At 60.4% G+C, this 23,404-nt stretch carries 22 protein-coding genes; 16 read left to right on the top strand and 6 right to left on the bottom strand.

What is annotated here, in order from left to right; translation table 11 throughout:
- Positions 1-15: 15 nt before the first annotated feature.
- The 3 genes from OLX72_RS05430 (at position 16) to OLX72_RS05420 (ending at position 3,264) form a co-directional block, all read left to right on the top strand.
- On the top strand, positions 16-525 hold the full coding sequence (locus OLX72_RS05430; protein ID WP_433989978.1) for a DUF3035 domain-containing protein: 510 nt from the start codon (positions 16-18) through the stop codon (positions 523-525).
- An 82-nt stretch (positions 526-607) separates the two neighbouring features.
- Entirely contained in the window at positions 608-1,954 is a 1,347-nt protein-coding gene (locus OLX72_RS05425; RefSeq protein WP_433989977.1) for a M16 family metallopeptidase, read from the top strand.
- Entirely contained in the window at positions 1,951-3,264 is a 1,314-nt protein-coding gene (locus OLX72_RS05420) for a M16 family metallopeptidase (RefSeq protein ID WP_433989976.1), read from the top strand. The genes OLX72_RS05425 and OLX72_RS05420 overlap by 4 nt, the downstream gene beginning before the upstream one ends.
- A gap of 30 nt (positions 3,265-3,294) precedes the next feature.
- On the opposite strand, the gene OLX72_RS05415 is transcribed toward OLX72_RS05420, so the two are convergent.
- Both OLX72_RS05415 and deoC read right to left on the bottom strand, forming a co-directional pair.
- Complete coding sequence (locus OLX72_RS05415) at positions 3,295-5,640, bottom strand: aldehyde dehydrogenase family protein (RefSeq protein ID WP_433989975.1); 2,346 nt, start codon at positions 5,638-5,640, stop codon at positions 3,295-3,297.
- A gap of 42 nt (positions 5,641-5,682) precedes the next feature.
- Positions 5,683-6,672, bottom strand: coding sequence for a deoxyribose-phosphate aldolase (gene deoC / locus OLX72_RS05410; RefSeq protein ID WP_114872027.1), 990 nt, complete (start codon positions 6,670-6,672; stop codon positions 5,683-5,685).
- Between the two features lie 211 nt (positions 6,673-6,883).
- Between deoC and OLX72_RS05405 the strand changes: the two genes are divergently transcribed.
- The 9 genes from OLX72_RS05405 (at position 6,884) to OLX72_RS05365 (ending at position 16,559) form a co-directional block, all read left to right on the top strand.
- Positions 6,884-7,846, top strand: a complete 963-nt coding sequence (locus OLX72_RS05405) for a metal ABC transporter solute-binding protein, Zn/Mn family (RefSeq protein WP_114868595.1) — start codon at positions 6,884-6,886, stop codon at positions 7,844-7,846.
- Between the two features lie 3 nt (positions 7,847-7,849).
- Positions 7,850-8,656 carry a metal ABC transporter ATP-binding protein gene (locus OLX72_RS05400; RefSeq protein ID WP_114868596.1) on the top strand — a complete coding sequence of 269 codons (807 nt, stop codon included), beginning with the start codon at positions 7,850-7,852 and terminating at the stop codon, positions 8,654-8,656.
- 6 nt (positions 8,657-8,662) lie between these two features.
- Positions 8,663-9,868 (top strand): metal ABC transporter permease, encoded by a 1,206-nt coding sequence (locus tag OLX72_RS05395; RefSeq protein ID WP_114868597.1) that lies wholly within the window; start codon positions 8,663-8,665, stop codon positions 9,866-9,868.
- Positions 9,865-10,803, top strand: coding sequence for a metal ABC transporter permease (locus OLX72_RS05390; protein ID WP_433989974.1), 939 nt, complete (start codon positions 9,865-9,867; stop codon positions 10,801-10,803). The genes OLX72_RS05395 and OLX72_RS05390 overlap by 4 nt, the downstream gene beginning before the upstream one ends.
- Positions 10,804-10,898: 95 nt before the next feature.
- The gene (puuE, locus tag OLX72_RS05385) at positions 10,899-12,317 is read left to right on the top strand and encodes an allantoinase PuuE (protein WP_433989973.1); all 1,419 of its coding nucleotides are present in this window, start codon (positions 10,899-10,901) and stop codon (positions 12,315-12,317) included.
- The gene (locus tag OLX72_RS05380) at positions 12,314-13,123 is read left to right on the top strand and encodes a bifunctional allantoicase/(S)-ureidoglycine aminohydrolase (protein WP_433989972.1); all 810 of its coding nucleotides are present in this window, start codon (positions 12,314-12,316) and stop codon (positions 13,121-13,123) included. Before puuE ends, OLX72_RS05380 begins: the two co-directional genes overlap by 4 nt.
- 80 nt (positions 13,124-13,203) lie before the next feature.
- Positions 13,204-13,416, top strand: a complete 213-nt coding sequence (locus tag OLX72_RS05375; RefSeq protein WP_114872028.1) for a YgaP family membrane protein — start codon at positions 13,204-13,206, stop codon at positions 13,414-13,416.
- 84 nt (positions 13,417-13,500) lie between these two features.
- Positions 13,501-15,324, top strand: coding sequence for a DNA mismatch repair endonuclease MutL (gene mutL / locus OLX72_RS05370; protein WP_433989971.1), 1,824 nt, complete (start codon positions 13,501-13,503; stop codon positions 15,322-15,324).
- Entirely contained in the window at positions 15,321-16,559 is a 1,239-nt protein-coding gene (locus OLX72_RS05365) for a DNA recombination protein RmuC (RefSeq protein ID WP_114868602.1), read from the top strand. Before mutL ends, OLX72_RS05365 begins: the two co-directional genes overlap by 4 nt.
- Here the strand turns inward: OLX72_RS05365 and OLX72_RS05360 are convergent, their stop codons facing one another.
- The gene (locus OLX72_RS05360; protein WP_114868603.1) at positions 16,560-17,420 is read right to left on the bottom strand and encodes a DMT family transporter; all 861 of its coding nucleotides are present in this window, start codon (positions 17,418-17,420) and stop codon (positions 16,560-16,562) included.
- A complete protein-coding gene (locus OLX72_RS05355) occupies positions 17,417-17,863 on the bottom strand; it encodes a hypothetical protein (protein WP_205389023.1) in 447 nt (148 codons plus the stop codon). The genes OLX72_RS05360 and OLX72_RS05355 overlap by 4 nt, the downstream gene beginning before the upstream one ends.
- A 110-nt stretch (positions 17,864-17,973) precedes the next feature.
- Here OLX72_RS05355 and OLX72_RS05350 point away from each other — a divergent pair, with 110 nt between their 5' ends.
- Positions 17,974-18,636, top strand: a complete 663-nt coding sequence (locus OLX72_RS05350) for a helix-turn-helix transcriptional regulator (protein ID WP_433989970.1) — start codon at positions 17,974-17,976, stop codon at positions 18,634-18,636.
- 13 nt (positions 18,637-18,649) lie between these two features.
- Here the strand turns inward: OLX72_RS05350 and OLX72_RS05345 are convergent, their stop codons facing one another.
- Together OLX72_RS05345 and OLX72_RS05340 are read right to left on the bottom strand one after the other, a co-directional pair.
- A complete protein-coding gene (locus OLX72_RS05345; protein ID WP_433989969.1) occupies positions 18,650-19,297 on the bottom strand; it encodes a ChrR family anti-sigma-E factor in 648 nt (215 codons plus the stop codon).
- A gap of 7 nt (positions 19,298-19,304) precedes the next feature.
- Entirely contained in the window at positions 19,305-19,826 is a 522-nt protein-coding gene (locus tag OLX72_RS05340; protein ID WP_433990437.1) for a sigma-70 family RNA polymerase sigma factor, read from the bottom strand.
- 260 nt (positions 19,827-20,086) lie between these two features.
- Between OLX72_RS05340 and OLX72_RS05335 the strand changes: the two genes are divergently transcribed.
- From OLX72_RS05335 to OLX72_RS05325, 3 genes are read left to right on the top strand one after another with little or no spacing between them, the layout of a single operon-like run.
- Complete coding sequence (locus OLX72_RS05335; RefSeq protein WP_433989968.1) at positions 20,087-21,382, top strand: NAD(P)/FAD-dependent oxidoreductase; 1,296 nt, start codon at positions 20,087-20,089, stop codon at positions 21,380-21,382.
- Entirely contained in the window at positions 21,382-22,140 is a 759-nt protein-coding gene (locus OLX72_RS05330; RefSeq protein ID WP_433990436.1) for a DUF1365 domain-containing protein, read from the top strand. The genes OLX72_RS05335 and OLX72_RS05330 overlap by 1 nt, the downstream gene beginning before the upstream one ends.
- Positions 22,141-22,172: 32 nt before the next feature.
- Positions 22,173-23,402 carry an MFS transporter gene (locus tag OLX72_RS05325; RefSeq protein WP_433989967.1) on the top strand — a complete coding sequence of 410 codons (1,230 nt, stop codon included), beginning with the start codon at positions 22,173-22,175 and terminating at the stop codon, positions 23,400-23,402.
- Positions 23,403-23,404 lie beyond the last annotated feature (2 nt).

Below are 23,404 nucleotides of genomic sequence, written 5' to 3'. Positions count from 1 at the left end.
GTCAGGAGTGCAGCAATGCGCCTTTTGCGCAGTACGGTATTGGCAATTACATCGGCCGCGGTTTTGGCGGGCTGCGCAGACACCGGTTTGCGCGACCTGAAAAGTGATTCCAGCGGACCGGACGAATTTCAGGTGCAAACCGTGAAGCCACTGCAACAGCCCACCGGGCTGACGGCGTTGCCGGTCCCGACGCCGGGCGGTGCAAACCTTGTGGATCAGCGCCCGATTGACGACGCGAACACAGTGCTGGGCGGGCGTGCTGCCGGATCGCCAAATGGCCCGATCCCGGGTTCGGACGGTGCGATCGTGACCTATGCCAGCCGGTTCGGCGTGGCCCCTGACATCCGCCAGTCGCTGGCGGAAGAGGATGCACAGTTCCGCAAGAACCGCGGGCGGTTCACACGGATACGCATCGTACCGGTTGATCTTTACAACAAGGTTTACGATGGCTTTGCGCTTAATCCGTTCGAGGTTGCGGACAGCTTCCGCCGGGCCGGCGTGAAAACACCGTCTTCCCCGCCCTGAAGACGTCACAAATTCGACAGGACAGCTTGAACCCTGCGGATTATGGCGTACCTACTGCCCGAATCCCGTGAATGGAGTGGTTATGCGTCGGATTATTTCTGTTTTTACAGCGCTCTGGTTGGCAGCGTTACCTGCGCTCGCCAGCGACAACACCGAACTTGTGACCCACTTCACGCTGGATAACGGCATGGATGTTGTGGTGGTCGAAGATCACCGCGCGCCGGTGGTTCAACATATGGTATGGTATCGCGCCGGATCGGCGGATGAACCCAAAGGCGCGTCCGGTGTTGCGCATTTCCTGGAACATCTGTTGTTCAAGGCCACCGACAATATGGAAGCGGGCGAACTTTCCGCGACGGTTGCCGCCAATGGCGGGCGCGACAATGCCTTTACCAGCTATGATTACACCGCCTATTTCCAGCGCGTCGCCGCTGACCGGCTTGAACTGATGATGCAGATGGAAGCAGACCGGATGGTCAACATCCGCCTGACAGAAGCCGATATTGCCACCGAACGTGATGTGATCATCGAAGAACGCAACCAGCGCGTCGAAAACAATCCGCAATCCCTGTTCAACGAACAGATGGGCGCGGGGCAATATCTGAATCACAGATATGGCGTGCCGATCATCGGCTGGATGCACGAAATGGAAACGCTTGATCTGAACGATGCGCTTTCGTTCTACGATATTTATTATTCGCCCAATAATGCCATTCTGGTGGTGTCGGGGGATGTTGATCCCGAAAACGTGCGCATGCTGGCCGAAAAATACTATGGCGCGATCCCTGCCAATCCGGCCCTGCCCGAGCGGCTGCGGACAATCGAACCGCCCCAGCGCGCCGAACGCCGTCTGACGATGCGTGATCCGCGTGTGGCGCAGCCCTATGTCAGCCGGTCCTACCTGGCGTCGGAACGCGACAGCGGCGCACAGGAAAAGGCAGCGGCCCTGACCATGCTAAGCGAGGTTCTGGGCGGTGGGCAAACATCGGTGCTGACGGAAAAGCTGCAATTTGAAAGCCAGATCGCGGTGTATTCCGGTGTGTTTTACAATGGTGTATCGCTGGATGACACGACCTTTGACATCGTGGTCGTGCCCAGCGTCGGCGTGACCCTGCAAGAGGCCGAAGACGCGATGGATGCGGCGATTGCCGAGTTCATGCAAACAGGCGTGGACAGCGAACAGCTGGACCGGATCAAGATGCAGTTGCGGGCCTCGCAAATCTATGCGCGTGACAATGTCGACCGGATCGCCAACCGCTATGGTCGTGCCCTTACATCGGGTCTGACCGTAGAGGATGTGCAGGCGTGGCCCGACCTTCTGCAGGCCGTGACAGAAGACGACATCATGCAGGCGGCGCGCGATGTGTTTGATCGTGATGCGTCCGTGACCGGTTGGCTGATGCGACCCGAGGAAGGGGTACTGCAATGAAACATCTGTTGGCAGCGGTTCTGACGGTCTTTCTGGCCATTCCGGCATGGGCCGAGATCAAGATCGAGGAAATCACATCGCCTTCGGGCATTGACGCATGGCTTGTGCAGGAACCGTCGATCCCGTTTGTGGCGCTTGAAATCCGCTTTGCCGGCGGTGCATCGCTGGATGCGTCGGGCAAACGCGGCGCGATCAATCTTATGACGGGGTTGCTTGAGGAAGGCGCCGGTGATCTGGATGCACGCGCCTTTGCCCGCGCGACCGAGGCGCTGGCCGCGTCGTTCAGCTACAGCGTCGATGATGATTCACTGGGTATTTCCGCGCGCTTTCTGACAGAAAACCGCGATGCGGCGGTGGCTCTGTTGCGCTCCACCATCAAGGAACCGCGCTTTGATGCGGATTCGATCGAACGGGTGCGCGCGCAGGTGATCGCCAACATCCAGTCCAGCGCCAAAGACCCAAACGACATCGCAGGCGATGCCTTTGCCGCGATGGCCTACGGGGATCACCCTTATGGCTCAGCGCTGTCGGGGACGGAAAACAGCGTGGCCGCCCTTACGCGTGACGATCTGCTGGCCGCGCACAAGGCGGTGTTTGCCCGCGACCGTTTATATGTCAGCGCCGTGGGCGACATCACGCCCGACGAACTGGGGCAGTTGATCGATACGCTGTTGGGTGATCTGCCCGACACCGGCGCGCCCCTGCCAGAAGACGCGGATGTGACGCTTTCGGGCGGTATCACGGTGGTTGATTTCGACACGCCGCAATCTGTCGCCCTGTTCGGACAAAAAGGTATCGAACGGGATGATGATGATTTCTTTGCCGCCTATGTGATGAACCACATTCTGGGCGGCGGGTCGTTTGAAAGCCGCCTGATGACCGAAGTGCGCGAAAAGCGCGGGCTGACCTATGGTGTTTATTCGTATCTGGTGCCGCGCGATTATGCGGCCACCTACATGGGGTCGGTCGCTTCGGCCAATACCCGTATCGCCCAAAGCATTCAGGTGATCCGCGATGAATGGGCCCGCATGGCAACAGAGGGCGCAAGCGAACAGGAAGTGGCCGATGCCAAAACCTATCTGACAGGCGCCTATCCGCTGCGTTTTGACGGCAACGGGCCGATTGCCAATATTATGGTCGCCATGCAGATGCAGGGTCTGCCGGTTGATTACATCGCCACCCGCAACGATCAAGTCAACGCGGTGACGGTGGACGATGTCAAACGCGTGGCTGGCGAACTGCTGGACCCGGACGGGTTGCACTTTGTCGTTGTCGGCAAACCCGAAGGCCTGCCGGACGTCACGCAATAGGGGCGGGAATGCCGCCCCTTTTCACGCTCGCTATTCGCCGTAAGGCACCCAGATATTCTTGATCTCGGTCGCAGCGGCCAAAAACGGTTTGCCCTGCGCTTCTTGGGAAAACCAGTCCAGATCGCGGGCGTTGTTCACCCAGGTGCGTTTGAGGTTGCTGGCCGAGGCGCGTTCCACCACGCCTGAAACATCCGAAGATGAAAACGACCAGACAGCATCGATGTTCATATGCCCCGCCAGCGCAGGAGCAAGTTCTCCATGCGCACCGGTCAGGATGTTTACCACCCCTGCCGGCACGTCCGACGTTTCCAGAACCTGCGTGAAATCGGTTGCCGACAGCGGGAACGGTTCGGATGCGACCAGCGTGATGCAGTTGCCCATCGCAATTGCGGGTGCCATCACCGAAACCAGCCCCAGCAGCGGCGCGGTATCCGCGCACAACGCCCCGATCACGCCCACCGGTTCCTTCATCGCCAGCGCAACGCCGCGGATCGGCACGCCGTGCACCTGCCCATCATACTTGTCGGCCCAGGCGGCATAGGTGAACAACCGCTCGACAGCGGCGTCCACCTCGGCCTTGCCGGTGCGGGTGCCTTGCATCCTGTTCAGGCGGTCGGCAAATTCACCCGCCCGCGCCGAAAGGTTTTCGCCGATATAGTACAATATCTGTGCGCGCAAATGGCCGCTGGTCTTGCCCCATGCCTTGGCGGCATGTGCGGCCTCGATGGCGTTGCGCACATCCTTGCGGTTGGCCAGCGATGCATGGCCCAGCAGCGCGCCGTTCTTGCCATGAACCGGGCGCGAATATCCCCCGTCAGGCCGCGCCTGTTTACCGCCAATATACAGTTTTGCCGTCCGGTCGATCGGATCGGCGGGCGCGCCATCTCCGCCAAAAGGTGCGACCGGTTTCAGGCGCTTTCCTTTTGATTTGGGCTTGGTGTAGGCGGCCAGGCCTTCCCAGCCCCCTTCGCGGCCAAACCCGCTTTCGCGCACGCCACCAAATCCGGCGGCAGCGTCAAACAGGTTCGTGGCATTCACCCAGACCACGCCTGCGGCCAGTTTCGGCGCGATATCCAGTGCAAGGTTCACGTTTTCCGTCCACACCGTTGCGGCCAGCCCGTAACGTGTGTTGTTGGCCAGTTCGACCGCTTCGGCAGGGGTGCGGAACGTGGTTGATACCAGTACGGGGCCAAAAATCTCTTCCTGCATCAGCGGGTCAGAGACCGTCATCCCGGTGATCAGCGTCGGGGGGTAAAAACAGCCTTCAACCGGCATTTCGACGGCGGCATGATAGGTTTGCCCTGAAGCGTTGGCCGCCACTTTCTGCGTGATCATGTCCAGCTGACTGGGGTCAATGATGGCCCCGACATCAATACATTTGTCCAGCGGGCTGCCGATGCGCAGCTTGTCCATGCGCGCGCGCAATTTGTCATAAAACCGCTCTGCGATACTGTCCTGAACCAACAGGCGCGACCCTGCGCAGCACACTTGCCCCTGATTGAACCAGATCGCATCCACCAGCCCTTCGACGGCTGAATCCAGATCGGCATCGTCGAACACGATATAGGGCGATTTACCGCCCAGCTCCAATGTCAGCGCCTTGCCTGATCCTGCCGTTGCCTCGCGGATCCTGCGCCCGACGGCGGTTGATCCGGTGAACGCGATCTTGTCGATATCCTTGTGCGCGACAATCATTTCGCCCACGTCCCCGTCACCGGTAACGATGTTCACCACGCCCTTGGGCAAACCGGCCTGACGGCAGATATCTGCAAATAGCAGGGCGGTCAGCGATGTGTATTCCGCCGGTTTCAGAACAACTGTATTGCCCATTGCCAGCGCAGGCGCGATTTTCCACGCCAGCATCAGCAGCGGAAAATTCCACGGGATGATCTGCCCGCACACGCCGATGGCCTGCGCATCGGGCAGTTCGGTTTCCATCAGTTGCGCCATGCCGGCGTGATAATAGAAATGCCGCTGTGCCAGCGGAATATCGACATCGCGGCTTTCGCGGATCGGTTTGCCGTTATCCAGCGTTTCCAGCACGGCAAACAGGCGGGCGTGTTTTTGCAGCAGACGGGCAATAGCATAAAGATACTTGGCCCGCTTTGGCCCGTCCATATTCTGCCATTTGCGCTGTGCCGCACGTGCCGCTGCCACTGCGGCATCCACATCGGCGGCACTCGCCTGGCTTAGCGTGGCCAGCACCTCGTTATTGGCGGGGTTGCGGCTTTCAAATCCGGTGCCGGGGGCGATAAAGGCCCCGTTGATGAAATGGCCGAACCGGTCGCCCTGATCCACCAGCCACGCAAACGCCTCGGCCGCGCTTTCGGGGGCGGGGCCGTATTCCATCGATTCATAAATGTCTGCCACGCTCATGCTTTGCCCGTTCCCTTGGTTTCAGGTGTGTCGCACATAAAATCACCCCACCGGATGGCGGTAGCCGGCGGAATACTGGCCCGTCACATAATGTTCCAACTGCCGTTCGATATCCCCCAGCAGCGATGACGCGCCAAAGCGGAACAGATCGGGTTGCAGCCAGCGATCGCCCAGTTCGTCTTTCATCAGGGCCAGATACACCAAAGCGTCTTTTGCCTTGGATATGCCGCCGGCGGGTTTGTATCCAACGCGATATCCGGTGCGTTCGAAATAGTCGCGGATCGCACGCACCATCACCAGTGTCACCGGCAGGGTCGCATTCACGCTTTCCTTGCCGGTCGAGGTTTTGATGAAATCCGCCCCCGCCATCATGCAGATAAGCGAAGCCCGCGCGACATTGCGCAAGGTGCCCAATTCACCGGTCGCCAGAATGGCTTTGACATGGGCAGGGCCGCAGGCGGCGCGGAATTCGGCCATTTCGTCATAAAGCGCCTGCCAGTCACCGTTCAGAACATGGCGGCGTGAAATCACGATGTCGATTTCCTGCGCGCCCGCCTGCACGCTTTCGCTGATCTCCGCGACGCGCAGGTGAAACGGCGACAACCCGGCAGGAAATCCGGTTGAAACGGCGGCGACCGGGATACCGCTGCCCTGCAACGCGTCCACAGCCGTGGCAATCATGTCATGATACACGCACACCGCCCCTGTGGTGATCTGGCCCATGCCCAGCGCAGACAGCAGATCGGCGCGCACCGGCTGGCGTGCCTTGGCGCATAATCGGCGCACCCGTGGCGCCGTGTCATCGCCTGACAACGTGGTCAGATCAATACAACTGATCGCGCGCAACAGCCACGCCGCCTGATATTCCTTTTTCACCGAACGGCGCCCCGGCAATGTGGCGGCACGGCGTTCGATGGCGGAAGTGTTGGCCTGCACAGCCCGCACCCATTGCATGTCAAGCGGCATACCTTGATTGCGGGCCTCGGTGACCAGCGGCAAATGCGCGGTCGTGGTGTCTGTCTGGCTGTGCATGATGGCTCCCTGCCACATCTTTCCCTTACAGCGTGTCACGGCAAACGACCCATGGCAAGATCGCCCTCGCGTCCGCTTTGCCCTGAACCGCAGGCGGATTCCGGCGCATCTGTAGTTGCGAATTATTCGCAATATCATTGACTTTGTTGCGAATGGCTCTCATATTCAATTGCAACAAGGCGAGTCTTCTCGCGGAAAGTGGGCATTCACGATGGTACGGCGTTTTTTTCTGGGGTTTGCGATGGCGGCGGCGGTGCTGGCCGGCCTCGGCTCTGCCGCTGTGGCGCAACCACAGATCAAGGTTGTGGCCACCACCGGCATGATCGCGGATGCCGCACGGGTTGTCGGTGGCGATCTGGTAGAGGTGCGCGCACTGATGGGGCCGGGTGTTGATCCGCACGCTTATCGCCAGACAAGATCCGATATCGTTGCCATGACGCGCGCCGATCTGGTGCTGTGGCACGGTCTGTATCTTGAGGCGCAGATGGAAGATTTCTTTGCCGATCTGGGGCGCAATCGCAACGTTGTGGCCGTGGCCGAAGCGGTGTCAAAGGACAAGCTGCTGGCCCATGACGATTACGCCGACAAATACGATCCGCATATCTGGATGAACCCGTCGATCTGGGCCGATGTCGTGACCGAAGTGGCCCGCACCTTGGGCGAAACCCACCCTGAAGGAGCTGAGGTGTTTGATCGGAACGCGGCCGCCTATATCGACGAACTGACACAATTGGCCACCTATGCCGATGACACACTGGCAGGCGTAGCGCCTGAAACCCGCGTACTGCTGACAGCGCATGATGCGTTTGGCTATTTTGGCGCGGCTTATGGGTTCGAGGTGATCGGAATTCAGGGCATTTCCACCGAAAGCGAAGCCGGTCTGAACCGGATCAGCGCGCTGGTGGATATGATCGTGGATCGTAACATCGGCGCCGTTTTTGTGGAAACCTCTGTTTCTGATCGCAACATGCGCGCACTGGTCGAAGGCGCTGCGGCGCGCGGCCACACCGTACGCGTCGGGGGTGAATTGTTCAGCGATGCGATGGGCCCCGATGGCACCTATGAAGGCACCTATCTGGGGATGATTGATCACAACGTTACCATCATTGCCGCCGCGTTGGGTGCCAACGCAGCGCCGCGTGGACGTCTTGGTAAATTGTCGGCGGGGTTCTAAGCCATGCAACTGGAACTGGCAGCACAAAACGGACATGTGACACCGCAGCACGATGTTTCGGACAGTCCGCTGGCGATCCGCGGGCTGACCGTATCTTACGGTCAGAAACCGGCGGTGTTTTCGGTTGATATGACAGTACCGGCCGGATCGATGACGGCCATTATCGGGCCAAACGGCGCGGGAAAATCGACGTTGCTCAAGGCGGCACTGGGCCTGATCAAACCGCTGTCGGGCCGTGTTACGGTCTTTGGCCAATCTGTCACCAGCCAGCGGCACCGTATTGCCTATGTGCCCCAGCGCGCCAGTGTCGATTGGGATTTTCCGACCCGCGTGATCGATGTGGTCCTGATGGGTCTTTACCGTGATCTGGGCCTGTTGGGCCGTTTGCGTGGAAGCCACAGGAAGATCGCGCAGGACTGTCTGGATCGCGTTGGCATGGCCGATTTCGCCACCCGCCAGATCGGCCAGTTGTCAGGTGGCCAGCAACAGCGCGTCTTTCTGGCCCGCGCCTTGGCACAGGATGCCGATCTGTATCTGCTGGACGAACCGTTTGCCGGTGTCGATGCCGCCACAGAAAAGGCGATTATCGCGGTGCTGCACACGCTGCGCGCCCAGGGCAAGACCGTCGTCGCCGTGCACCACGATCTGACCACCGTGCCGGATTACTTTGACCATGTGTTCCTGATCAACACCACCCGCATTGCCGAAGGACAGGTGGATACCGTGTTCACCTTTGACAACCTGCAAAAAGCCTATGGCGGGCGTCTGGCCGGGGCGCAGATGGATCAGTTGTCCGGCGTTGCGGGGTAATCTGCCATGCTGCGCGACGCGCTGCTGTTGGGGCTTGGCTATAACGCCGCCCTTGTGGCCATCGGGGCGGCCTTGCTGGGTATCGCCGCCGGTGTAACCGGTACCTTTCTGTTTTTACGCAAACGCGCCCTTGTCAGTGACGCGATCAGCCACGCCACCCTGCCCGGTGTCGGGTTGGCCTTTATCGTCATGGTGCTGCTGGGCGGGGACGGGCGCAATCTGGCCGGTCTGATGGCCGGATCGGCCCTGTCAGCCTGGATCGGGCTTTTGTGCGTCAGCTGGCTGACCCGAAAAACGCGGCTGGCCGAAGATGCCGCCATAGGCGCGGTACTGTCCGTGTTCTTCGGCTTTGGTATCGTGCTGCTGACCGTGATCCAGAACATGTCCAGCGGGCGGCAGGCCGGATTGGAGGGGTTCCTGCTTGGCTCGACTGCGGGGATGTTGTGGGCCGATGCGATGATCATTCTTGTCGGTGGCGCGGCCGTGCTGGCGCTGGTGCTGCTGTTGCGCCGCCCGATGACGCTGGTTGCGTTCGATCCCGAATACGCGGCCTCAACCGGCATGAACGTGCGCCGGATGGATCTGGCGATGATGGGGCTGGTCATGGCCGTGACGGTTGTCGGTCTGAAAATTGTCGGCCTGATCCTGATCGTCGCGCTGTTGATCATCCCCCCGGTCACCGCCCGGTTCTGGAGCGACCGCACAGATCATGTCGTATTGCTGTCGGGTGCGCTGGGCGGCATTTCCGGTTATGTCGGCGCGGCTGTTTCCGCCTCGGCCCCGGCTTTGCCCACAGGCCCGATCATCGTTCTGGTGTGTTTCCTGTTATTCGCGCTCTCGCTGTTTCTGGCGCCCAACCGCGGTGTTCTGGCTGCGCTTTTGCGTCATCAGCGGTTCCAGCGGCAGGTGCATTTGCGTCAGGGCCTGCTGGCGCTGGCACAAGGCCAGCCGATCTATGAAAAACTGACATTGCGCCTGTTGCAGCGCGCCGGTCTGGCCCGCCCCGATGGCGTTGCGACAGATCAGGGGCGCGCCCGCGCGGCCAAGGCCCTGCTGGATGAAAAACGCTGGGAAATCGTGCGCGCCGACCCGTTGCAGGAAACCGCCGCGGCGCATTACGACGGGTTGACAGGTATCGAAACGGTGCTGACGCAGGACCAGATCAGGGACGTCGATGCGAAAATGGCTGCGCCGCGCATGGTGCCGGCATGATGGGGACCGAATTTGTTCCGCTGTCGCTACCGCCATTGCTGATCGGCACCTTCGCGGCGATTGCCTGCGCACTGCCGGGCAATTTTCTGGTGCTGCGCAAACAGGCGCTGATCGGGGATGCGATCAGCCATGTGGTGTTGCCGGGCATTGTGGTGGCGTTTCTGATCACGGGGGTCGTATCCACCTGGCCGATGATGCTGGGCGCGGGCGGGGCTGCGCTGATCGCCGTGGCCGCGATTGAGGCAGTGCGCCGACTGGGCGGCATCGAACCGGGGGCAGCGATGGGGGTTGTGTTCACCACCATGTTCGCGGGCGGTGTCCTTCTGCTTGAACAATCCGATACCTCGACCGTGCATCTTGATGTCGAACATGCCCTGTTCGGCAATCTGGAAAGCCTGATCTGGCTGGATGCAACGGGCTGGGCGTCCTTGTTTGATCCGGTTGCGCTGGCGACACTTCCGGTCGAACTGATCCGCATTGCGCTGGCCCTGATCGGTGTCTGTGCCTTTGTCGCGCTGTTCTGGCGCCCGCTGAAACTGTCCACATTCGACGAAGGGTTTGCCCGTTCTGTCGGGATCAACACCAACCTGATCGGCCTTGCGCTGGTGGTTGTGGCCGCAGTTGCCGCCGTTGCGGCCTTTGATGCGGTGGGGTCGATCATCGTGATCGCGATGTTCATCTGCCCGCCGGCCGCTGCACGTCTGATGACCAACCGGCTGGAACACCAGATCGGGTGGAGCGTCGGGTTTGCCACGCTTGCTGCGGTTTTGGGTTACGTTCTGGCAGGGTATGGCCCGCTGTGGCTGGGCGCGGATGACGCGGTCAGCGCTGCGGGGATGATCGCGACGGTTTCGGGCCTTATTCTGGCCCTGGCCGCGGTGTTCGGGCCGCATCGCACCCGCGCAGGCGCGCCCGCCGATCCGACCCAATCCTGACAGGAGCGCCGGAACAGTTCTTAAGGTGTTTACCGCTTTTTTTGAAAGTCACCGGATATTTTATGGTTTAGTACGGGGATCAAAGGAATCCCTGCATGACACGTTACCCCAGAAACATGATCGGCTATGGCGCAACCCCGCCTGATCCCAAGTGGCCGAACGGTGCGCGCATCGCCGTGCAGTTCGTTTTGAACTACGAAGAAGGCGGCGAAAACTGCGTTCTGCATGACGATGCCGGATCCGAGGCGTTCCTGTCCGAAATCGTCGGGGCCGCATCCTGGCCGGGGCAGCGTCACTGGAACATGGAAAGCATTTATGAATACGGGGCGCGCGCCGGGTTCTGGCGCCTGCACCGCCTGTTCACCAGGTCGCGCATACCGGTCACGGTTTACGGTGTTGCCACGGCGCTGGCCCGCAGCCCCGAACAGGTGGCGGCGATGCAGGCCGCCGACTGGGAAATCGCCAGCCACGGGCTGAAATGGATCGATTACAAGGATTACACCGCCAAGGCCGAAGCCGCCGACATGGCCGAGGCTATCCGCCTGCATACCGAAGTCACCGGTACGCCCCCGCGCGGCTGGTACACAGGCCGGTGTTCGGAACACACGGTGGGTCTGGCGGCAGAAACCGGCCAGTTTGATTATGTCTCGGACGCCTATGACGATGATCTTCCGTACTGGTTGCGTGTCGGGGACCATGATCAGCTGATCATCCCCTACACGCTGGATGCCAACGACATGCGCTTTGCCACGCCGCAGGGGTTCAACGCGGGCGATCAGTTTCTGTCCTATCTCAAGGACAGCTTTGATACGCTTTACGCCGAAGGCGTGGACGGATCGGCCAAGATGATGTCGATCGGGTTGCACTGCCGCCTGATCGGGCGGCCGGGTCGTGTGCAGGCGCTGGCGCGTTTCATCGACTATATTCAGGGGTTCGAAGGCGTCTGGTGCCCGCGCCGCATCGACATTGCCCGCCACTGGCACGCGCACCATCCCCCCGCCGTATCCGATCGGCCAAACCCCAGCGCGCTGGACAAACAGACATTTGTCAAAACCTTCGGGGGCGTGTTCGAACATTCCCCGTGGATCGCCGAACGCGCCTTTGATCTTGAACTTGGTCCTGCCCACGATACTGCCGCGGGCCTGCATTCGGCCCTTGCCCGGATGTTTCGCAGCGCAAACAGGGCCGAACGCCTTGGCGTGCTGACGGCACACCCCGATCTGGCTGGCAAACTTGCCGCCGCAAAGCGCCTGACCGATGAAAGCACCGCAGAACAGGCGGGGGCAGGCCTTGATGCCCTGACCGCCGAGGAACACGCGGCGTTTACGACGCTCAATCAGGCCTATGTGGGAAAGCACGGCTTTCCCTTTATCATCGCGGTGCGTGACCATTCCAGGGCGGGTATCCTGAACGCGTTCCGCGCCCGGTTGGATAACGACACAGACACCGAATTTGAAACCGCCTGCGCACAGGTGGAACGCATCGCGTTCCTGCGTCTGAAGGACATGGTATGAGTTACGCATTTCCCCCCGGCGGGTTGCCGGACCAATCCGTTCATCCAGATGGCACGGCCGTGTTCACCGATGCCTATGCCGTGATCCCTGCTGTAACGATGCGCGATATCGTGACCAGCAAACTGCCCGGCTGGCAGGGCGCGCGCGCCTGGATCATTGCCCGCCCACTTAGCGGATTTGCCGAAACATTCGCGCAATACGCGGTTGAACTGGCCCCCGGCGGTGGCAGCGACAGGCCGGAACCGGATCCGGATGCGCAGGGTGTTCTGTTTGTGGCAGATGGCACCATGCGTCTTGTGGTGGACGGGCAGAATCATACGCTGATCGCTGGCAGTTATGCCTACATCCCGCCGGGCAGCGACTGGACGATCCGAAACACCGGAGACGGACCAGCGCGGTTCCATTGGGTGCGCAAACAATACGAACCCGCACACGGGCTGGATGCCCCCGACGCCTTTGTCACATCTGACGCCGCCGTGGCCCCCGTCGAAATGCCCGATTGCGGCGGTGTCTGGGCCACGACCCGTTTCGCGGATCCCGAAGATCTGCGCCATGATATGCATGTGAACATCGTCACCTTCCAGCCGGGCGGGCGCATTCCCTTTGCCGAAACCCACGTGATGGAACACGGGCTTTACGTATTGGAAGGCACGGCACAATACCTTCTGAACAAGGACTGGGTCGATGTGGGACCGGGCGATTTCATGTGGCTGCGCGCGTTTTGTCCGCAGGCCTGCATCGCCACCGGATCAACGCCGTTCCGCTATCTTTTGTACAAAGACGTCAACCGGCATCCCCTGCTTTAAGAACAGGACCTGCGACAAGCTGACTGTCGATTTTATTCAAGAACAGGAATATAATGTCTCCAATGAACAGGAGGTTCGATATGTCTGCCAATGTTGGAAAAATCGACCGGGCTGTGCGCACCCTACTGGGTCTTGCTCTGGTGGTCTGGGCCTTCGTCGGGCAGGCCCCGATGTGGGACAATGCGTTCATAATGTGGGGTACGGTCATTGTCGGGGCGGTTCTGATTGTCACGGCAAGCATGAAATTCTGCCCGATGTACCGGATTTTGGGTGTCAGCACCTGCCCAAGGTAGCGCGCGCCACCCTGTGCCCATAGACCCGCGCCATCGCATCATTCCGGTGGCAGAATCGGCACGGGCTATGCTAGGTATTGCGGTATGGCCCATCCCAACCGCAATATCGGCGAAAACCGCCCCGTCATTCGGCAACTTGACGATGCTGCCATCAACCGGATTGCAGCTGGTGAGGTGGTGGAACGTCCTGCTTCGGCGGTCAAGGAACTGGTTGAAAACGCGCTGGATGCCGGCGCGACGCGTATCGACATTGCGATTGCCGATGGCGGCAAGACGCTGATCCGCGTCACTGATGACGGGTGCGGCATCGCAGCCCATGATCTTCCGCTGGCCCTGTCGCGCCATGCCACATCCAAAATCGACGGCACCGATCTTCTGAATATCAACACATTCGGTTTCCGGGGCGAGGCATTGCCATCGCTGGGTGCGGTCGGGCGGCTGACCATCACATCGCGCGCACCGGGGCAGGATGCGGCCACCATCACTGTGCAAGGCGGGCATCCGGGCACGACAAAACCTGCCGCGCTTGGGGCGGGCACCATCGTCGAACTGCGCGATCTGTTCTTTGCCACGCCGGCACGGCTGAAATTCATGCGCACCGACCGTGCCGAGGCGCAGGCCATCACCGATGTGGTCAAACGTCTGGCGATGGCCGAACCCTTCGTCAGCTTTGCGCTTCAGGATGTGTCGGGCGGCGGGGCAGGGCGCACGGTGTTCCGCGCCGATGCCCAGACCGGTGATCTGTTCGATGCGCTGCACGGGCGGCTTTCCACGGTGATCGGGCGCGAGTTTTCCGACAACGCATTGCAGATAGATGCGCAACGCGACGGGCTGCACCTGACAGGCTATGCTGCGCTGCCGACCTATTCGCGCGGGTCCGCCGTGGCGCAATACCTGTTCGTCAATGGCCGTCCCGTGCGTGACAAACTGTTGATCGGGGCGCTGCGCGCGGCTTATTTCGATTTCCTCAGCCGCGATCGCCATCCGGCGGCGGCCTTGTTTCTTGACTGTGATCCCCACCTTGTCGATGTGAACGTACACCCCGCCAAATCCGAGGTCCGGTTTCGCGATCCAGGTCTGGCGCGGGGGCTGATCGTGTCGGCGCTGCGCCATGCTCTGGCGGATGCCGGGCATCGTGCATCATCAACCGTGTCACAGGCCACTTTGGGCGCAATGACCCCCGAACCCGCCGGTACGCGCGTCTATCAAATGGATCGACCGTCTGTCGGTGTCCTGCAACCCGCCTTTCACGAGGCCGCACCCGTCTACGGACGTGTCGAAGTGACCGAGGAACACATCCGGCCCGAAGCCGAGGAAGCACCGACAGACTATCCGCTGGGCGCGGCCCGTGCCCAGGTGCACGAAAACTACATCATCGCGCAAACCGCTACCGGAATGGTCATCGTTGATCAGCACGCAGCGCACGAACGTCTGGTATATGAACGGCTCAAGCGCCAGATGGCCGACAATGGCGTGGCGGCGCAGGCGCTTCTTATTCCTGAAATCGTTGCCCTTTCTTCGGGCGATTGCGCCCGTCTGCTTGAGGTGGCGGACAGCTTGCAAAAATTTGGTTTAACCATTGAGCCATTTGGCGGTGATGCCATTGCCGTGCGTGAAACACCCGCGATTCTGGGTGAAATCAATGCCCGCGCGATGATCCTTGATATCCTTGACGAACTGTCGGATCAGGGCGACAGCCTGATGGTACAGGCCCGTATCGAAGCTATCCTGAGTCGGATCGCCTGCCACGGATCAATCCGGTCGGGGCGGCGGATGCGGGGCGAAGAAATGAACGCTCTTTTGCGCGAAATGGAGGCGACCCCCCATTCTGGCCAGTGCAACCACGGGCGGCCCACCTATGTGGAACTGAAGCTCTCTGATATCGAACGTCTGTTTGGCCGCACATGATCGAAATCGCCGGCACATCATATGAATTCAGCGATCCCGTTGTCATCGCCGCCCTGTGCGGGGCGGGGGTGCTTGTGTTCATTCTGATCCTTCTGGTCATGGCGGTGCGTGCCGCCAGGGATTCTGCCAGACTGGCGGCACCGCTGTCGCAACAGATGGGCGTACTGGGCCAACACGTGCAGCAACTGGGCATGGGGCAGGAACAGTTGCGCGGCGGGTTGCAAACCGTATCCGACACGCAGGCCAACGCCCAGTCACAGGTGATCCAGACGATGGAATTGCGCCTGTCTGCCGTGCAACAGCAGATGAACGACCGTCTGGCCGACAACGCGGCCAAATCAGCGCGCGCGTTGAACGACATGCAGGAACGGATGCGAGAAACGCTGCACGGCAATTCAAAACAGACGACCACATCGCTGACCCAGTTGCAGGAACGTCTGGCCACCATCGACAAGGCACAGGAAAATATCACCAAACTTAGCGGCGATGTCCTGTCGCTTCAGGACATCCTGAGCAACAAGCAGACACGCGGCGCGTTCGGGGAAATCCAGCTGCACGATATCGTGTCCAAGGCGCTGCCCAAGGACAGCTATGCCTTGCAGGCGACCCTGTCCAACGGCAAACGCGCCGATTGCCTGATCCATCTGCCCAATCCGCCCGGTCCCATTGTGATCGACAGCAAATTCCCGCTGGAAGCGTACGAAGCTTTGCGCAAGGCCAACACAGATTGGGAAGTGAACGAAGCCGCCAAGGCAATGCGTGTCGCCGTCAAGGCGCATATCAAGGCGATTTCCGAAAAATACATTCTAGAAGGTGAAACTGCCGATGGCGCGCTGATGTTCCTGCCATCCGAAGCGGTTTATGCCGAACTGCACGCCAATTTCCCCGAACTGGTGCGCGAAGGGTTCGCGGCGCGGGTCTGGATCGTATCGCCCACCACTTGCATGGCGACGCTGAACACGATGCGCGCCATTCTGAAAGATGCGCGGATGCGTGAACAGGCAGGCGCGATCCGCACCACGCTGAAACATCTGCACCGCGACGTGGAACTGGTGGTGGAACGGGTGGGCAAACTGGATACCCATTTCAATCAGGCCCGCGCCGATCTGGACAGCATCAATACCGCCGCCGAACGCGCCGGCAAACGCGCCGCGCGTCTGGACAATTTCGATTTCGAAGACCTCGCGCCTGATGATGTGGCCAACGTCGTGCCGCTGTCCAAACCGGATAGCTGATCAGCGCGCCACTGCCCGCCGGTTGTGCTGCACCAGATGCACCAGCACGGCCGCAAAGACGATCCCGCCGCCCAGCAGCGTTTCGCGACGGATCACTTCGCCAAAGATCAGCCAGACCCACACCGGGGCCAGCGGCGCATCAAGGGCGGTGATCAGCGCGGTTTCAATAGGCGGAAGCATTCGCGACCCAAGTGCAAACAGCGCCAGACCCAGCGCGGAATTGACCAGACCGAACAGGGCCAGCAGGCCAAGTTGATCCGCCGGCACAGCCAGATCATGCGCCATGGGCAGCGCGATAATCGCGCTGAGCAAAGCGGACAGACACGCGGCCTGTAACGTCAGTAAACCCTGATACCGGCGCGAGATTACCATCATCACGGCCAGCGCCATTGTCATCCCGAAGGCAAGCAGATCGCCCGACAGCGTGCCGTCTGTGCCCAGACCGACCATGATCGTCACACCCAGCAGGGCAAATAGGCTGGCCACCAGCGCACTGCGCCCGGGACGTTCCCGCAGGATCATCCAGCCCAGACCCGCCGCAACCAGCGGCACGGTTGCGTAAATGATCGACACATGCGCAACCGTGGTCAGCCTCAGCGCCGTGATGAAACAGATCATGCCCACACCGGACACCAGCGCATAGGCCCATCCAATGTGGCCCAGACGCGCAAATGCGGTGATCCCGTTGCGCCCCTGAAGGGCGCAGATCACCGCGAAAATGCCCAACGCCCCGAACAGACCGCGCCAGACCAGCATCGTTCCGGTGTCTGTGCTGATCCAGCGGGTGAACAGGCCCGCAACGCTCCAGGCCAACGTGGCGGCGATGATCAGGACAAGGCCCAGCCGGTAGCTGGCGATCATCCGGTTTTCCAGTCGCCGGTTGTATTCCACCAGCGATGCGGATTGTCGCTGTCGTCCAGCCCGTTGCCGCTGCTGCGCAATACGTCCTGTACGATGATGACCGGTTCGTAATAGCTGTGAACCGCATAGATCGCTTCGATCACGCGGGTCAGGGCATCGGTGTCACGCGGCAGAAAAAATCGCATTTCATCCACGTCGGGCCGCTGCCGCACATCGGGTTCCGCGCCGGTCGGGGTGCCGGCGCGCGGGCGGTAATATTCGGTTCCGCCGGATGCGCGATAGCCGTTGCAGTCGGTTTTGCCATGCACCAGCGGTTCGCTCTTGCGGATTTCATCAAAGATTCGGTCAATATCCTCGACAGGGGCCTGATAGGTGATCAGCCACATGGGCTGCATCGTGATCGGGCTGGTTTCAAACCCTGATTGCAGGATATCGGTGGTCATCGGCGCACTCCGTTTTGGGTTGTGCGCCTGTGCTATCGCACGCCTGCTGACATGGGCCTGTCAGCAGTGATCTGCTATATCAGGGTCAGGTGTGAAAAAAGGCAGGTGCCATGCGATCCATCCGGATGTTCGATATCATTCAACTATTGCGCAAGGCGACGCGGCCACTGACAGCGCAACAGATGGCCGACACGCTTGAAGTGACAAAGCGCACGATCTACCGCGATATCGCTGCCCTGCAATCGACGCGCGTGCCGATCGAGGGCGAGGCCGGTATCGGTTATATCCTGCGCCCCGGGTTCGATCTGCCGCCGATCAATTTCGATGTGGAAGAAGCCGAGGCGATCACTGTCGGGCTCAGCATGATCGCACGCACCGGCGACAAGGGGTTGGAGCGCGCCGCCGCCCGCGCCGCGCGCAAGTTGTCTGACGCCACACAACTGAGCGAAACGCTTTTTTCCTCAAGCTGGGGTGCCAAGGCCCCCGGCAATATTGATCTGTCTGCGATCCGCGATGCCATACGGCAAGAAGCCAAGATCGAATTGTTCTATTGTGATGTGAACGGCGGTCTGACCGAACGCACCATCCTGCCCGTCGCCCTGATCTATTATTCCGAGGCTGTGGTGGTTGCTGCATGGTGCGAAATGCTCGGCGATTTCCGCCATTTCAGACCTGACAGAATGGTCGCGTGCACAATCCTGTCAGACAGATTCACCGGAAAAGGGCAGGGGCTGCGCCGCGAATGGGCGGCGCAGCACGCGGCTGATTTGTAAAAGGTGAAAGGCGTCAGATACGCAGGAACGGCTGCGCAATCCGCGGGATCAAACCCTTGAATGTCAGCGGAGCATCGGTCACGGCCAGACAGATACAGGGTTCACCCTGGACCGCAACCGGCGTGTGGTGCAGATGTTCGTCTGCGGTTTCCACATCGCCGCGCGCGAAATAATCATCCTCGTCCTGAAACGCGCCTTGCAGCACCAGCGTCAGTTCCATGCCCTTGTGGCCATGATCAGGCATCGCGCAGCCGGCGGGAATGTACAGCAACCGCGCCGTGGCATCCGATGTGGTCGGCAAGATCGCCTGCTTCACACCCATCCCGACAGGGCGCCACTTGATCGCGTCAAGATCGCCGCCGACATAATCCTGCACAGGTCCGGGCAATACACCCGGTTTGCGCGCATGTTTGATCTGCTCGGGTGCGCCATTGGCGATCAGCGACAGCGTTGCCTCAAGGCTTCCGGTGCTCAGTTCCACACTGTCGTCGGTTTCCAGCAACGCGCCGCCCACGGCGTCATAGCTTTCCGCAACCGCACGGCACGTGTCACACAGCGATACGTGGGCCGCTACAATCAGGTTGAACGCCTCCGGAAGGGTACCCGCGGCATAGGCCATCAGCACATCTTCGTTCAGGTGGTGTTTGATATCTTGTGTCATGGTCATTTCACTTCATTGCGTGGCGCAAGCGATCAAGCGCCAATCTAATTCGCGATTTGATGGTGCCCAGAGGCAAACCGGTTTTTTCTGCAATTTCGCTGTGCGACAGGTCGCCAAAATAGGCCTGCTGGATCAATTCGCGCTGCGCCTGCGGCAATTCCGCAATGGCCTGCGCCAGATGTTCGCTTTCCTGTTGCAGGGTCAGCACGTCTTCCTGATCGGGTTCGTGTTCGGGGCCCCATGTCAGATCTTCGGGTTCGGGGCGGCGTTGTTTGCGAAGCACATCGATCCGACGGTTTCGCGCGATCGTGAAGATCCAGGTCGCAACTGACGCCCGCGTCGGATCGAACAGATGCGCCTTGCGCCACAGCGTTGCCATCACATCCTGCGCGCATTCTTCGGCCAAAGCGTGATCGGCACCGGATTTCATCAGAAATGCCTTCACGCGTGGGGCAAAATGGGCAAACACTTCGGCAAAAGCCGCCTGATCCTGTGAATCGCGGATGCGCGCGACATGATCGGCCCACATCAATCTTGCGTCGGGTTCTTTGCTGATCACTAACGTCTGTCCTGTTACGCGTCTTTTTGGTTTCCCGGTTTCGGGAAACATAGCCGCCAAAGGGGGGACTTTAAAGTCCGGCAATCTGTCCAACTCGGTGATCATATGTGGCATACGTGCCGCAGATCGGGTTGGATCAACAAAATTGTTTTATTTGTTTTACATCCGTTTCCGCCGACAGGGCGTAACAACTATCAGATACGAACCAGAATTGTCGGAGCGGGACACGAATGCCTTTCGAAGCCGGTGCAGTTGCACCCAAAAAAATAGCCGTCATCGGCGCCGGGATATCCGGCATGGGGGCGGCGCACATGCTGGCCGATGAACATAATGTCACCTTGTTTGAATACGAAAACCGTCTGGGCGGTCACGCGCGTACCGTAATGGCTGGCAAGAACGGGGATCAGCCGGTTGATACCGGTTTCATCGTCTTCAACTATGCGTGCTATCCGCATCTGGCCGATCTGTTTGCCCGCCTCGACGTGCCTGTGGTCAAAAGCAACATGAGCTTTGGTGCCTCAATCGACGGCGGGCGGATCGAATACGGTCTGGCCAGCCTGTCCGCATTGTTTGCACAGAAAGCCAACGCGTTGAACCCGCGCTTTCTGGCAATGGTGCGCGATATCGCGCGGTTCAACAAACACGGGCTGGATATGTCGCAGGATCCGGCGCTGACTGTGGGCGGGTTGCTTGAAAAGCTGAAAACCGGTCCGTGGTTCCGCGATTATTATCTGCTGCCGCTGTCCGGCGCGATCTGGTCGACGCCGACGCAAAAGATCATGGATTTTCCGGCCTATGCCATGATGCGTTTCTTTGAAAACCATGCGTTGCTGAACGTTTATGGCCAGCACCAGTGGTATACGGTGCAGGGCGGTTCTGACCAGTACGTGCGCCGTCTGGGCGCCGCGATGGAAAAACAGGGCGTCACCTTGCGTTTGGGCTGCCCCGTGCAATCGGTGCGGCGCGATGCAACCGGCGTCTGGATCAAGGCGCACGGCGCAGACGAAGACCGCTTTGACGAGGTCGTGTTTGCCACGCATTCCGATGACAGCCTTGCGCTGTTGTCCGATGCATCTCTGACCGAGCGCAGCGCGCTGGGCGCGATTGCTTACCAGCCCAACGATATCGTGCTGCACCGCGATGAAACGCTGATGCCCAAACGCCGTGCCACATGGTCAAGCTGGGTTTACACCGAAGATGCGGGCCCGCGCGAGGACAAGATCGATCTGACCTATTGGATGAATTCGCTGCAGCCGATCCCGATGGATGATCCGCATTTCGTGACCCTGAACACAAAACGCACCATCCGCGACGATCTGATTTATGATCAGGTCACGCTGCGCCATCCGGTCTATGATCTGGCCGCGCTCGAGGCGCAAAAGACGGTGCACGGCTTCAACGGCACGAACCGCACATGGTTCTGCGGCGCATGGATGCGCAACGGATTTCACGAGGACGGGTTGGCCAGCGCGGTGGATGTGGTGCAGGCGATGCGCGAACGTACGATGCAGGTGCTGGCCGCGTGATGGACCGTGTCGATCATATCGCAGGCCAAACCTTTCACGGGCGCAAGGGCGATGTGCAAAACGCATTTCGCTATTCGGTGGATTACGTTCTGCTGGATGCCGAACGCGAGGTGCGCACACCCGCGCTGTTTTCGCGCAACGGGCTCAATCTGACAGCGCTGGATGATGTGGATCACGGCGGCGCACCCAAGGCGGGGCGCGGGGCCGTCTGGGTGCGCGAGGTGCTGGCCCAGCACGATATCGACAATGTCGATCGCATCCTTTTGCTGGCGCAGCCGCGCACGTTTGGCCATGTGTTCAATCCGGTCAGTTTCTGGCTGTGCTACAATGGGTCGAAGAATCTGATCTGTGTGATTGCCGAGGTCAGCAACACCTTCGGTGATCGCCATTCCTATCTGTGCCACCACGCCGATCTGTCGCCAATCCTGCCCGATCACCGGCTTTGCGCGAAAAAGATATTCCACGTTTCACCGTTTCAGCCGGTCGAAGGCGGTTATGTGTTCCGCTTCGACATAAACGATGATCGTATCGGCATCTGGATCGACTACAACCGGCCCAAAGGCGGGCTTCTGGCCACCCTGACCGGCCCGCGCAAACCTTTGACCAATCGGGCGATACTGCGCTCGGCCCTGCGCCGGCCGCTGGGGTCACGCCGTGTGCTGGGCCTGATCCACTGGCAGGCGCTGAAATTGTGGACCAAAAAGGTCTCGTACCGTCCGCGTCCCGCGCCCCCGTCCCAAGAAGTGTCCGGCCAGTGACCGCCGCCGCGCTTTCTTCTGCGCCGCAGACCATGTCTGCGATGTCCGCGCGCCTGCCGTCTTTCGCCCTGTTTGCCGCGTTGCTGGCGGCGGCGGGCCTGCCGATCTATATCCACGCGCCGAAATTCTATGTCGATGAATATGGCGTGTCGCTGGCGGCGCTCGGGGCGGTGCTGTTCGGTCTGCGTCTGCTGGATGTGATACAGGATCCGCTGTTGGGCCGTCTTTCGGAAAAGCTGCGCCATTACCGCGCGCAGGCCGTTGCGGTCGCCGCGTTGGTTATTGCGCTGTCAATGGCGGGCCTGTTTGCCGTGACGCCGCCAATGCCGCCGCTGCTGTGGTTCGGGTTGATGCTGACGCTGGTATTTTCTGCTTTCAGCTTCCTGACCATCAATTTTTACGCCCAGGGCGTGACCAAGGCTGAAACGCTGGGCGCGCAGGGGCACCTGCGGTTGGCCCGCTGGCGCGAAACCGGCGCGTTGCTGGGCGTTTGTGTTGCTGCCATTGCGCCGGTCGTGCTGGGCGCGTGGATGGGCGCGCCATTTTCAGGTTTTGCCGTCGGCTTTGCGGTCTTGGCGGGTGCATCGGTGCTGGCCATGCGCGGCGAATGGGGCGTGTCTGCGGCCCTGCCATCTACCGGATTTGGCCCGATCCTGCGCGACCCTGTCGCGCGGCGCTTGTTGCTGATCGCGTTGATAAATGCCGCCCCTGTGGCTGTCAGTTCAACGCTGTTCCTGTTCTTCGTCGAAAGCCGTCTTGCCGCGCCGGGAACGGAGGGGCCGCTGTTGCTGCTGTTTTTCCTGTCTGCCGCGCTGGCCGCCCCGTTCTGGGGCATGCTGGCCGAACGCTGGGGCGCAAAACGTGCGCTGATCCTTGGCATGGTGCTTTCGATCATCGCTTTTGGCTTTGCCATCACGCTGGGGGCGGGCGACTGGCCGCTGTTCGCGCTGATCTGCATCGCTTCCGGTGCCGCTCTGGGTGCGGACATGACATTGCTGCCCGCCATTTTTGCAAATCACATGGCGCGTATTTCCCCCACCGCCGCCGAAGGTTTTGGCCTCTGGTCGTTCGTTTCGAAATTCACGCTGGCCTTTGCCGCTGTCACCCTGCTGCCCCTGCTGGACGCCGCCGGATTTCAGGCAGGGGCCGACAATACGCAAACTGCACTTGGAACTCTGGGGCTGCTTTACGCCGCCGTTCCCTGTGCGCTCAAGGTGCTGGCCATCACGTTGCTGATGGCCACCCGACTAAAGGAGAGTTGAAC

This window comes from Sulfitobacter sp. TBRI5, from assembly GCF_051013555.1.
Classification (GTDB): Bacteria; Pseudomonadota; Alphaproteobacteria; order Rhodobacterales; family Rhodobacteraceae; genus JL08.
This window is presented reverse-complemented; position numbering and strand designations above follow the sequence as displayed.

What these genes read in the sequence shown, in the direction of transcription:
- OLX72_RS05430 (WP_433989978.1), top strand. Translation starts at nt 16, where the DNA reads ATGCGCCTTTTGCGCAGTACGGTATTGGCAATTACATCGGCCGCGGTT.
- OLX72_RS05425 (WP_433989977.1), top strand. Translation starts at nt 608, where the DNA reads ATGCGTCGGATTATTTCTGTTTTTACAGCGCTCTGGTTGGCAGCGTTA.
- OLX72_RS05420 (WP_433989976.1), top strand. Translation starts at nt 1,951, where the DNA reads ATGAAACATCTGTTGGCAGCGGTTCTGACGGTCTTTCTGGCCATTCCG.
- OLX72_RS05415 (WP_433989975.1), bottom strand. Translation starts at nt 5,640, where the DNA reads ATGAGCGTGGCAGACATTTATGAATCGATGGAATACGGCCCCGCCCCC.
- deoC (WP_114872027.1), bottom strand. Translation starts at nt 6,672, where the DNA reads ATGCACAGCCAGACAGACACCACGACCGCGCATTTGCCGCTGGTCACC.
- OLX72_RS05405 (WP_114868595.1), top strand. Translation starts at nt 6,884, where the DNA reads ATGGTACGGCGTTTTTTTCTGGGGTTTGCGATGGCGGCGGCGGTGCTG.
- OLX72_RS05400 (WP_114868596.1), top strand. Translation starts at nt 7,850, where the DNA reads ATGCAACTGGAACTGGCAGCACAAAACGGACATGTGACACCGCAGCAC.
- OLX72_RS05395 (WP_114868597.1), top strand. Translation starts at nt 8,663, where the DNA reads ATGCTGCGCGACGCGCTGCTGTTGGGGCTTGGCTATAACGCCGCCCTT.
- OLX72_RS05390 (WP_433989974.1), top strand. Translation starts at nt 9,865, where the DNA reads ATGATGGGGACCGAATTTGTTCCGCTGTCGCTACCGCCATTGCTGATC.
- puuE (WP_433989973.1), top strand. Translation starts at nt 10,899, where the DNA reads ATGACACGTTACCCCAGAAACATGATCGGCTATGGCGCAACCCCGCCT.
- OLX72_RS05380 (WP_433989972.1), top strand. Translation starts at nt 12,314, where the DNA reads ATGAGTTACGCATTTCCCCCCGGCGGGTTGCCGGACCAATCCGTTCAT.
- OLX72_RS05375 (WP_114872028.1), top strand. Translation starts at nt 13,204, where the DNA reads ATGTCTGCCAATGTTGGAAAAATCGACCGGGCTGTGCGCACCCTACTG.
- mutL (WP_433989971.1), top strand. Translation starts at nt 13,501, where the DNA reads ATGGCCCATCCCAACCGCAATATCGGCGAAAACCGCCCCGTCATTCGG.
- OLX72_RS05365 (WP_114868602.1), top strand. Translation starts at nt 15,321, where the DNA reads ATGATCGAAATCGCCGGCACATCATATGAATTCAGCGATCCCGTTGTC.
- OLX72_RS05360 (WP_114868603.1), bottom strand. Translation starts at nt 17,420, where the DNA reads ATGATCGCCAGCTACCGGCTGGGCCTTGTCCTGATCATCGCCGCCACG.
- OLX72_RS05355 (WP_205389023.1), bottom strand. Translation starts at nt 17,863, where the DNA reads ATGACCACCGATATCCTGCAATCAGGGTTTGAAACCAGCCCGATCACG.
- OLX72_RS05350 (WP_433989970.1), top strand. Translation starts at nt 17,974, where the DNA reads ATGCGATCCATCCGGATGTTCGATATCATTCAACTATTGCGCAAGGCG.
- OLX72_RS05345 (WP_433989969.1), bottom strand. Translation starts at nt 19,297, where the DNA reads ATGACACAAGATATCAAACACCACCTGAACGAAGATGTGCTGATGGCC.
- OLX72_RS05340 (WP_433990437.1), bottom strand. Translation starts at nt 19,826, where the DNA reads ATGTGGGCCGATCATGTCGCGCGCATCCGCGATTCACAGGATCAGGCG.
- OLX72_RS05335 (WP_433989968.1), top strand. Translation starts at nt 20,087, where the DNA reads ATGCCTTTCGAAGCCGGTGCAGTTGCACCCAAAAAAATAGCCGTCATC.
- OLX72_RS05330 (WP_433990436.1), top strand. Translation starts at nt 21,382, where the DNA reads ATGGACCGTGTCGATCATATCGCAGGCCAAACCTTTCACGGGCGCAAG.
- OLX72_RS05325 (WP_433989967.1), top strand. Translation starts at nt 22,173, where the DNA reads ATGTCTGCGATGTCCGCGCGCCTGCCGTCTTTCGCCCTGTTTGCCGCG.